The 9299-nt window shown below is 23.5% G+C and carries 11 protein-coding genes and 1 pseudogene; 3 read left to right on the top strand and 9 right to left on the bottom strand.

Annotation, left to right across the window (positions count from 1 at the left end; all coding sequences use genetic code 11):
• Window positions 1-10: 10 nt before the first annotated feature.
• The 4 genes from O212_RS16325 to O212_RS0115500 all read right to left on the bottom strand — a co-directional run bounded on the left by O212_RS16325 (window position 11) and on the right by O212_RS0115500 (window position 4279).
• Window positions 11-1045, bottom strand: a complete 1035-nt coding sequence (locus O212_RS16325; RefSeq protein ID WP_024615969.1) for a 3'-5' exonuclease — start codon at window positions 1043-1045, stop codon at window positions 11-13.
• A gap of 19 nt (window positions 1046-1064) precedes the next feature.
• Window positions 1065-1979 carry a hypothetical protein gene (locus O212_RS0115515; RefSeq protein WP_024615968.1) on the bottom strand — a complete coding sequence of 305 codons (915 nt, stop codon included), beginning with the start codon at window positions 1977-1979 and terminating at the stop codon, window positions 1065-1067.
• Window positions 1980-2081: 102 nt separating this feature from the next.
• The gene (locus O212_RS0115510) at window positions 2082-3116 is read right to left on the bottom strand and encodes a DUF6398 domain-containing protein (protein ID WP_024615967.1); all 1035 of its coding nucleotides are present in this window, start codon (window positions 3114-3116) and stop codon (window positions 2082-2084) included.
• A gap of 296 nt (window positions 3117-3412) precedes the next feature.
• A complete protein-coding gene (locus tag O212_RS0115500) occupies window positions 3413-4279 on the bottom strand; it encodes an SDR family oxidoreductase (protein WP_029699464.1) in 867 nt (288 codons plus the stop codon).
• 176 nt (window positions 4280-4455) lie between these two features.
• Here O212_RS0115500 and O212_RS0115495 point away from each other — a divergent pair, with 176 nt between their 5' ends.
• Window positions 4456-4692: a hypothetical protein gene (locus tag O212_RS0115495; RefSeq protein WP_024615965.1), complete on the top strand. Its 237-nt coding sequence runs from the start codon at window positions 4456-4458 to the stop codon at window positions 4690-4692.
• Between the two features lie 101 nt (window positions 4693-4793).
• The gene (locus O212_RS0115490) at window positions 4794-5189 is read left to right on the top strand and encodes a hypothetical protein (RefSeq protein WP_024615964.1); all 396 of its coding nucleotides are present in this window, start codon (window positions 4794-4796) and stop codon (window positions 5187-5189) included.
• A gap of 47 nt (window positions 5190-5236) precedes the next feature.
• Here the strand turns inward: O212_RS0115490 and O212_RS0115485 are convergent, their stop codons facing one another.
• Together O212_RS0115485 and O212_RS0115480 are read right to left on the bottom strand one after the other, a co-directional pair.
• Window positions 5237-5581, bottom strand: coding sequence for a hypothetical protein (locus tag O212_RS0115485; protein WP_024615963.1), 345 nt, complete (start codon window positions 5579-5581; stop codon window positions 5237-5239).
• Window positions 5582-5624: 43 nt separating this feature from the next.
• Window positions 5625-5915: pseudogene (locus O212_RS0115480) on the bottom strand (FAD-dependent oxidoreductase); the annotation flags it as partial.
• 1270 nt (window positions 5916-7185) lie between these two features.
• Between O212_RS0115480 and O212_RS0115475 the strand changes: the two are divergent.
• Window positions 7186-7668, top strand: coding sequence for a hypothetical protein (locus tag O212_RS0115475; protein WP_024615961.1), 483 nt, complete (start codon window positions 7186-7188; stop codon window positions 7666-7668).
• Window positions 7669-7698: 30 nt separating this feature from the next.
• Here O212_RS0115475 and O212_RS0115470 read toward each other — a convergent pair whose 3' ends face one another.
• The 3 genes from O212_RS0115470 to O212_RS0115460 all read right to left on the bottom strand — a co-directional run.
• A complete protein-coding gene (locus O212_RS0115470) occupies window positions 7699-8613 on the bottom strand; it encodes a GH25 family lysozyme (RefSeq protein ID WP_024615960.1) in 915 nt (304 codons plus the stop codon).
• A gap of 48 nt (window positions 8614-8661) precedes the next feature.
• Complete coding sequence (locus O212_RS0115465; RefSeq protein WP_024615959.1) at window positions 8662-9150, bottom strand: hypothetical protein; 489 nt, start codon at window positions 9148-9150, stop codon at window positions 8662-8664.
• A 15-nt stretch (window positions 9151-9165) separates the two neighbouring features.
• Window positions 9166-9299, bottom strand: a 134-nt coding sequence (locus O212_RS0115460) for a BhlA/UviB family holin-like peptide (RefSeq protein ID WP_029699462.1), incomplete at its 5' end; no start/stop codon positions are given.

Raw genomic sequence — 9299 nt, 5'->3', positions numbered from 1 at the left:
ATTTGTTTTTTTATTTTAAATGTGAATTCATAGAATACTTATATAATATAGCTAAGTTAATACTATCAAATAATGAATCATGTTGTTTTCCTAAAAAATCAATATTATATTTAGCAAGTGCATTTTTTAATGATAAAAAATTTTCAATTTCTAATAAGTCTTTGCATAAAATCTCTTGAAAATCTAAATTATTTTTTAAGATAGTATTTAATATATTTAATTTGGAAGAATTTCTATTTATATCATTTTTCAAAACTCTTATGTCATTCCCCCCCCAGTACATAAATAACTTATTTTTATTTCCACACCAATATGAAAATTCTTTGAAAACAGTTTCAAAACTCTTTGCATTATTTATATCATTTTGAGTTAATGATGTTATTTCTATGCATTTTGGTGTTAATTTAGATATATATTTAGGCTTAATAAATTCATAAAATTTTGAATTTATATTTCCATAAATATCAGTTTTTACTGCACCAATACTAATTATCTCTACATCATTAAAGTTTTCAAGACAATTCATTTCAAAATCAAAAAATATAATTTCTTCAGAATCCTCTATATATTTTTGTAGCATTACTAGAGTGCTATTTCTATTTATAAGTTTTTTATAAGTTTTTCCTATATTCTTACACTCTTTATATAATGAAAATGATACTTTTTTGCTTTTCATTATAATGCTATATGAATTTTCATTTAATTTAGAATTATATTTATATATTTGATTTAAAAAGAAACTTATATATTCAAAGTTAGCATCTTTTAAAAAATATTTATTGTTTATTTTATTAACTATATCATTACAATCAGTAATTATTAATATTTCACTATACTTATTTATTTTTTTTAGTTCTATTAAACAAACTATATCTTTTAAAATATAATATAATCCATGATAATAAGATTTTAAAAGAGAATCACTTTTTAATTTTTTTCTTATTTTCATCAATGGCTTTCCATTAGTATCATGTATTAAATAATATAATATGAATTTCTCATCAAACTTTTTTACATGATAATATATATTTATATGATTAATCATTTGTGTATTTATCCTTTCTTTAAATATACATACTTACTGGAATTACTTGAAAAGAGTTCTTCGTGCATTTTATTCTTGGACATTTAGGGGGTATTATTCCAATATTTAATAAACACTCAAATTCTTCTATACATCTAAGTAACATTTGCTCATAAAAATTTTGTTGTCCAGTTTTTCTTAAAAAATGTATATGATTATCATCACAACATTTTTTAACTAATTTACCTAATATATTAAAATTACAATCTATATTGTCAAATTTATTAGAATTATTATTAAAAAAATATGAGTTATTAACAGTTAAAACAATATCAGTGTCATTACATTTTACTATTAAATCAGTTGTATTATTTGCACCTAATTTTGTTTGCATTTCTGTAAGAAATTTATTTATGACATCAAAATCAATTATTGAATGTTTTTTTCTTAAACTATTTAATTTATCTACACCAAAACAATCTATTATTAATTTAAGTGATGATATATATTCATATATTGATTCTTGACAAACAATTCCATTGAGACTTATATAGTCTCCTTCTATTATAGAGTTATTTGATAAATTTTGAATAGTTTTTAATTGATTATTTTGAGAAAGATTATTTATAAATTGATTATGAAAGCTAAATAAAGTATAAATCCTTTTTTCTTCTTCCTCAATTCGAATTGTACCCCTATTTTCTAGCATCTCATCACTTTCTAATCCTATAGTTCTTGTATTTGCATCAGAATTTGTATAACCTTTATAACCTTCACGTTTTTCTTTAGAAAATCTATCCTCACAGTAATCACTTTCTTTATTTTCACAATGTAACCTACCAGTTAAAGATTTATCACATATTCTTTTACGTGTAAAAATTTCTATGTAACCTTCTGCAGTTATAGAAAAAAGTCCTTTTAATAGTATTTCATCTAAATAAAGAAGAAAATCCAAATCATATCCCTCCTAAATTAACTTCTTTATATATATTTATGTGAAATAATAATAATATATTAAAGCATAAATAAAAAGCAAGATTAAAATCTTGCTTTTTATTTATTTTATTTTATTTAATGCTTTAATAATCCATTTTCCTATTTTTTCATTAGTCCATAATGGTAGACTATATTCTATACATAAACTAGCTTCTTCTAAACTACCTTTTTTATATGATGATATTTCACCATCAATTAAATTTATATTTCCTACTAAACAATCTATAAAATAATGATTGTGTTTTAATGCTTTTTTAAGTGCTTTTCTAGCATTTTTTCTATCATTTGTATAGTAATAATATAATACCTTTCCATATTTAAAGAAAATACAATCTTCATCACTATACTTATTTAATATGTAATCTGCAAATTCATAATCTTTATTCATTAAGGATCTAAAAATAATTGAATGTCTTACATTCCTAGAATCAAAATTATCTAGATTTAATATTTCTTTTTCTATGTTAAAACTCTTTTCATAATTTCCTAAAGCAAATTCGTAATTAGATAATGTAGATAAGATAGTTAAATAAAAATCTCCTTCAGCAGAGAAACCTATTTGTCCTTTAAATTTATTAAAATAGTCTTGTCCAAGTTTGTTTTTTAAAATATTTTCACATTTTCTAAGTTCTTCTGCACCTTTTTCAACATCATCTAAGCTTAATGCATGATCAAATAAATCAATAACATCATTTTCAGCTTTACAACCTGAACATTCAGCAGTGGATGATTCATCATTCACTTTCCAATTTTTAGAAGTTTTATCTATATTTAATAATTTTCTTATTTCTCTTGATTTAGTACCTATAGTTCCTTCTGAAACTTTAAAATAGTCTGCTAACTCATCCATTTTTATGCCTTTTTTGTTAAGTGTATCATTTACAAAAAATATTGCATGAAGCACTCCTGCAGACCAAGTATTAACTTTACCTCTTAATAATTTATTTTCATCAGTATTTGCTAATAATTCTACTAATTCAATGCATTTTTTATAATAATTATTGTTTAATACATTATTACAAAATGAATCTATATTTGTTAACATTTCTTTTGCACGAGCTTCAAATTCAACTGGTACATTTATACTATATTCCATTTATACCTCCTAATAATTTATAGCTTCTTTAGTAAATCACATTTAACTATTATAACGTAAAAACTAAAAATTTTCATTAATAAATTAAATATTATTGAATGATAAATAAAAAAACGAAGAAAAATAAAATTTTTCTTCGCTATTTTAAGTTTAATATTGATTATGATTAGTAGTTGGTTTATTTTCATTATTATAATTTTCACTATATCTTTTCACTTTTGAATTAGATAAACTTCCATTTTCTTTTTTGTTTTTTTTATTTTTACCCATAACTAAATCTCCTTTAAATATTTATTTTAATTATTAATCATTTCTCCACCATTTATATGTATAGTTTCACCAGTTATAAAAGAAGCATTTTGACTAGCTAAAAAAACATATGCTTCAGCTAATTCAACTGGTTGACCAGGTCTTTTTAAAATTGTATTTGATCCAAAATTTTTAAAATTTTCTTTTTTAAAAGATGCTGGTATTAAAGGTGTCCATATTGGTCCTGGCGCAACTGCATTTACTCTTATTCCTAAATCGGCTAAATTTAATGCTAAACTTCTAGTAAGTGATGTTAATGCTCCTTTAGATGCGGAATAATCTATAAGTTCTTTATGCCCATGATATGCTACAACTGAAGTTGTATTTATTATAGAGCTACCAGGCTTCATAAAAGGAAGTGATTCTTTAATTAAATAGAATGCTGAAAATAAATTAACATTAAATGTTTCAAGTAATTGTTTATTTGTTAATTCTAATATTGAGTTAACTGGATACTGCTGTGCTGCATTATTTATAAGTATATCTATTGTTCCGTATTTTTGTGAAACTATTTTTATAATTTCTTTACAAAAATTATAGTCTCCTATATTACCTTGGATTAACATAGAATTACTATTATATTTTTTTATTAAATTTAGTGTTTCATTAGCATCTTCTTTTTCATTTAAATAAACAATTATTACTGTCGCACCTTCTCGTGCAAAAGCTAAGCTAATAGCTCTACCAATACCGCTATCTCCTCCTGTTATTATTGCAATTTTATTGTTTAGTCTTTTACCATTGTTTATATAGGCCTCATGTTCATATATTGGTCTTGGATTCATTTTCGATTCAATGCCAGGCTGTTGTAATTCTTCTTGCAAATCAAAGTTCTTAGGAAAAATATCTTCAATCAAATAATCACCTCAATTTTAATAATTATTTTCACTATTATATTTTGTAAAGCTTAAGAAAAATATACTGTTTAATAAATATGAAATATTTTGTAATGTAACATAGGATACAGAAAAAATTAAAAACTTTAATTATAATTAAAATAATATTATTAAAATTTAGGAGGAGATGTAATATGTCTTGTGGATGTTCATCAATAAATAGTGGAAAGCAAATTGCAGATTTAGTTAGAAGTAAAGGATTTGAAAATATGCAAACAAAGAAAATACATACTATAACATGCTCTTGTGGAAATACATTTTCAATGGATAGGCTAATATATAAATGTGAAAAATGTAATATGACCTATGCTGTTACTCCATGTAGTTCAGATGATATAAATAATATAAAAGAGTGTGGAATAAATTATTAAATTTTCCATAATAAAGAAGGATATTTTCATTATCTACAGAATATATAATATTAAACAAAAGAGAATTAAATGGGTTAATAACAAAAAGGGGTTGTATTATAATGAATATTGTGGATTTTGAAAAGATTTGTAACAAAAGAAATTGTGTGGAAAGAATAACATTAAATTATTTTAAAGAAAATAAAGATATCAATGAAATAATTAATGTTTTCTTAAAAGAATGTAATATTGAAAGAAATAATATTACTAAAGATAAAAACGAAATACTTTCATATTGTTTATATACTTGTGTTTTAGATAAGTATATAAGAAGAGGAAATGTTTGTTATGAAAATATGAAAGAAATTTTAAATATGTTGGATAAAAGTAAAGATACGATATCTTTATATGTTAATTCCAAAATTGATATAAGAGAATTTAATTATAATTTAAATGAATTTAAAGAATGGATAGGTATATCTATAAAATTTGATGAATTTATTTGTTCAAGTATATAAAATTTGAATTAAATATATAAATTAATTTTAAAAATAAATGAGTATAATTAAAAATTATACTCATTTATTATTTCTTTACTAAACTTTAAAATTAATTTGTCATAATTATTTTCATTGAATTTCTCTTTTAAAAATTCTTTATTTTCTTCAAAATATAATGCTTTTTCATCTAATATTTTATCTAACTTACATATATTAAAATCACTATCTTTATTATTTTTTATTAATATTTCTACTAAATGACTTATATTTTCTTTATGTTTATTTATTTCAGCATTCTTCATTGATTTTAATGCTTCTTCCCAATTAGCAAAACCGCCAACTGGTTCATCATTTTCTTCTTTAATATCTTCTCTATCATCTTGATTTTTAAAGAAATTCATGAATCCCATAATTTAATCCTCCGTATACAATTTATTTAATGATAGTATACTACTAAATTAATTTTTGCTCAAATATATTATCTAAGTTCAACTTTTTAACTTTTGTATTTATTAAATCTATATCTGTTGTATATAATCCTTTTTCTTTCATTCTTTTAAAATATATTGATCCTGCAAAAGTATATCTACTTTTTCTGTCATTCCCTTCAGAAATTCTTTCATTTGAGTATGAAATTATATCACCTATAGCTAAGCTTGCTGGCAAGGATAATAATGGCATTCCCATAAAATATCTTACTGCATTATGGCCTGCTAAAGAACCTGTACATATTGCTTCAGTGTGTTATTCTAAATTGATATATAATAATAAAAATTATTGATTCTGAAGTTATATATTCTTTGTCTACTAAAGCATTATTTAAATTAGTACGCTATCTAGTTATTTTATATATGCTCAAATACTACAGTATGTGTCCCTCTTAATTCAATAATTTCTCCATCCTTTAATTCACATTCTAATGATTTTACTCCATTGTTTCCAGTTAAATCTAATACTTCATTTATTCTTGCTTTATTTCTATCTTTATTTTAAATTATAAAATTTACTGATCTCTTTTCGGACTTAACTCTATATTTCCCAGGAGCTATATCTATACCAATTTCCCAATCACCAGAAGTTAATCTGTTATTAGCTTTTCTTTCCGATGGTATAAAATTAACTTTTGTTGTTATAGATATCTTAACTATCTGACCCTGTTTTAAATTGCAAGTAATTGCTTCAACTCTATTTTACCCTTTTGAATCTAATAATAGAATTACCGAAATAACTGTACCTAATAAAATAGTTAAAATTCTTTTATTCATTATTATTCTGTAATAAGATTTAATATTATCATAGAAATGTAAAGAAAGTATAAAAAAGAACTACTTATGTAGCTCCTTAAATAGAATTTTTAATTACTAAAAACATTATTATATAGGTGATATGCATTAAGTTAATAATAGTATATATTACTAATGATCCATTAATAATGTAATTACTTATATATAATTGTTTATCGGTAGCCATTAGCATTCTTTTAACTAAATAATATAAGAGCAAACTATAATAACTACTTTTACCATAATACTTAATGTTAGATTTTCTACTATACTAACCATTACACCATTAGCTTCTTTAAACATTCCAGTCTTAAGTAATAATAATGTAAATATAATATCAGTAACATTTAAAAAGTATAATAATTGAATTTTCTTTTTTATATTTTCATATGAATATCATTTAATAAATAAAAAAATAGGACAATGCCTCCTAATTAAAGTATTGTCCTAAAATAATTTTTATTTTATATTGTCATTAATAATGGACTTACATTTAATCAATTTGCAAATAAATCTAAAATAGCTGTTATATTATTTATAGCTTGGAAATTAATGAACGTATTCCCTCTAATAAATATTTAAAACAACTAATTAAAAATTTTAAATTAAATGATTATTATTTCACCATATAGCCTAAAATTTCTTGGAATTTTAGGCTTGATAATTGTTAAATTTTTCTATATAATTAAATTAATTATAAACATAAATTTACAGGAAAGGATTGATTAAATATGTCTACAGAGAGCATGGGAAAGGAATTTTTAACTGCATCATTATTTAAAGCTGGTTACAAAGTAACTAAAATAAAAACACATTTATTTGCAAGTAAAGGAGATGAACACTTAGCTATAGCTGTAACATCAAGAAAATTATCTAATACTTCTAAAAAAGAAAGTAAACCTGTGCACCTATTGGAAAGTAAAATTAAAAATTTAATTAAAATAATACCAAAAGATAAAAATTATAAAATTTGTTTAGGATATACTGTCTTTAAATATACTTATAATAATGCGGTATGTATTGTTTTGCCATTAGACGTTTGGGAAAATTATGCTGTTACAGGAACAGCAATTTCAAAAACAACAGATACAAAAGGATCTAACAAATACTACTTTTCTTATAAAAAGATGGAAGATGTAACGGAAAGAAATAACAATATTATTAGTAATGCTAAAATATATACAAGTTGGTCAGCTTATGACATTAAAAAATAAAGGCAGGATTTCTCCTGCCTAAATTACTTTCTATACACAATTACCATACTTTTTATTTGTTTCTAAAACTCTTACAGCCATATATCTACGTTTTCCACTAGCACCTATCCATGATATCCATCTGTAACCCTCATTATCTACATAATAATCATAAGATACTTGTTCATCTTCATAATAAGCTCCTACTATATCAGAATCAGTTGAAGGTTCTTCTCTTATATTTAGCTTATTTACAACAATAGTACAAGTTCCAGTTTGAGGCACTAATTTATAGCTTGTCTTAGAAGGTCTTGAAACTGGCTTACTATTATCTAATCTATTTAATCCTTTATCTCTTATAGCCTTTTCAAAGTTTCTATAATCGTAATTTATATCAACTGAATTTGTACCTATTCCTGGTATACTTCCACTTTCAGTAAACTGCCACATTTGACAACCATACTTTTTAGCTTGAATTTCCGTAGCTCCATACCATGCTAACCAAAGACTATATCTTTTTAACTCACTTTGATAAAATTTATTATTAATAAAATCAGGATTAGCATAATTACCAGCCCAATATCCAGCATCTTCTATTTCACTGCAAAAAGCCTTTACCATATCAGTAGCAAGTCTTTTACTTATATTGATACAATTCTTTTCAGCATAATTAAATGTATCATATTCAATATCAGCGAAAACTGGATATTCAACACGATAAGGTTTAATAGCTTCTAATACATATTTAGCTTCTTGTCTTGCCATTTCAACTGTATATGCATAACTAAACCAATAAACTCCAACTGGTATTCCTAATCTATTACACTCTTTAATATTTCTTACGAATTGTTTATCTATATTATTTCTTCCAAATCCTGCTCTTAACATAGCAAAATCTATATGCTCCTTAACCTTTTCCCAGTCTATTCTTCCTTGGTGTTCTGATACATCTATTCCTTTTAGCATTTAAATTCCTTCTTTCTTTTATTATTTCATAAATTAAGAGAGCAACTTTTATTGTTGCTCTGTTGGTACAAAATTTGATATAGCAGCTAATTTATTTTTAAGTGCTGCATTTTCACCTTCTAAAGCATTATTTTTATTTACTAATTCTGTTGCTTGTTGTTTTAAATTATCTTCATTTAATAATGCTTTTCCTTTATTCACTTCACCAGCTATTGCTTGTCTTAACATTTTAACTTGATTTTCAGTAAGATAAGGTATCTTTTCTAACAATAACTTATCAAATTCATCTGCTTTAGATTTAGCTAAATCTTTAATATTATCTGTAATTCTATATTTTTCTTCTATTATATTCCACACTTGCTTAGCTGTTTCTACTTCTTCTACATGTTTATCTAGCTGTAATCTTTGTTCTACTACCTGTTTTTTCTTTCCTATATATTCTATAACTACATCTCCTACACTTTTAATTATTGCTACTAATATTCCTGTAACTCCTATAGCTACTGCTCCTAGTATTGGGTCTAAAATTTTATCCATGTTTATTCCTTCTTTCTATTTATTTTTATTATTAAAAAGATGATCTTTAATTGTATCTACATCTTCTTTAATATCTTCTACAATGTTAAATTTATCTGCAAACTTATCTATGAGGTTATTAAGTTTTATTTCTCTTTCTCTTGCTTCTT

The sequence above is a fragment of the Clostridium sp. Ade.TY genome (assembly GCF_000498355.1).
Lineage (GTDB): Bacteria > Bacillota > Clostridia > Clostridiales > Clostridiaceae > Clostridium.
Note: the sequence above shows the minus strand (reverse complement) of the source record. Positions and strands in the feature narration are given on the sequence as shown.